Consider the following 1,471-nt stretch of genomic DNA (forward strand, 5'->3'; position numbering starts at 1 on the left):
GGTTGAACGTCATATGGTATAGGATTCTGGGTCCTAAATACCACTGTTGCCGAGCCATCATCGGTTACAGCGTTTCTGTCAATGGCCCCTGACTCCGCATAAAACGATACAGCAGTATTTTCAAGTATATTGTAATTGCCGAACCTGTCAGCCATAAAGACAGAGATATTAGCTTGAATATTCGCCCAATCAAGGCCTTCCAGATTAAATTTGTTGGTAGTAAGTGTTAAGTGGGCGTCATTCGGTATTCCGCCGCCTATTGATATTCCAGTCGACGCAGATGACATGCCGGCGACCGTAGCGATTACCAGGACCGGGCCAGCCACACTGCCGCTGTGCAGATATACGCCTGCTACGCCGTCTACTGTTGAGGCGCTTGCCGTTGTTGGCGTGCCGTCATCTGTGCCAAGATACTCGCCGCCTGCTGAAGGCAGTCTTCCTCCGCTCGGGCCGCTCATGGTAAAACTTACTGAAGTGCCATCCACAACATTATTGCCGTTTATGTCCTTAACCAGAAATAAAATAAGAGAAGTCTCTGTCTGACCGGAGCCGCTTATGCCGATGACTGTAGGTGTTGCACAACAAAACTCTAAGCTGCCGGTTGCTGCCGCTGAAATAACTATGCTTGCAGTATCGCTGACCCCGCCTGCTGACCCGGTCACTACAACCGTACCGGGCGTGTTTAAAGCAAGCAATGTTGCAGTTGCAACGCCACTCACTGTAGTCGCCTGGGTTGTTACTAAACCATAACCTGACGGGCTTACAGAAAAAGTTACTGTTGTGCCATCAGGCACATTGGCGCCCAGGTTGTCAAGCACAGTTGCTGTGATGCTGGCTGTGCCTTGAACAGTCAAGGCTGCGGGCAACGCTGTAAGATTGATGCTTGCCGGCGCCCCTGTTTGCTCTATTTTCACACTGACATTCTTACTGATACCACCGGTTGACGCAGTTATGACAACAGTGCCTGTGGTATTTGCAGCAGTAAATGTTGCGGTGGCAACGCCATTCACTGTAATATCCTGGGCTGTCACTGCCCCATAACCTGCCGGACTTACGGAAAAAGTCACTACGGTTCCATCCGGCACACTTGCGCCTGTGCCGTCAAGCACAGTGGCAGTGATAGTGGATAGCTCCAGGTAATTTATCGTAGAAGGAGATGCTACAAAGGTCATGCTCGCCGGAGAAGTGCTTGTGGTTGATGTTCCACTGTCATCATCTCCTGTAGCAGGAGGAGCGCCGCCCTGACTCGCTGGCAAACTGCTGGTTCCTACGCCACCGCCGGTGCCTCCGCACGTGTATGTAAATAACGCCAATATCAATAACAGAACTCTACATACTTTCATTTGCAAAACCTCCATTATTCCGACCCTGTATCTACGGCAAATGTTGCTGTTGCGGAGACAGACCCTGAAACAACTATGATGCTGCCTGTATATTCAACCAATCCTCCCTGATAGCCGATCTTCAGGTA

The 1,471-nt window shown here is 50.4% G+C and carries 1 protein-coding gene; it reads right to left on the bottom strand.

From position 1 onward, the window contains the following. On the bottom strand, positions 1-1,343 hold a 1,343-nt coding region (locus HWQ67_RS18370), incomplete at its 3' end, for a hypothetical protein (RefSeq protein WP_218254143.1). Positions 1,344-1,471 lie beyond the last annotated feature (128 nt).

Source organism: Candidatus Magnetobacterium casense (assembly GCF_019173545.1).
Lineage (GTDB): Bacteria > Nitrospirota > Thermodesulfovibrionia > Thermodesulfovibrionales > Magnetobacteriaceae > Magnetobacterium > Magnetobacterium cryptolimnobacter.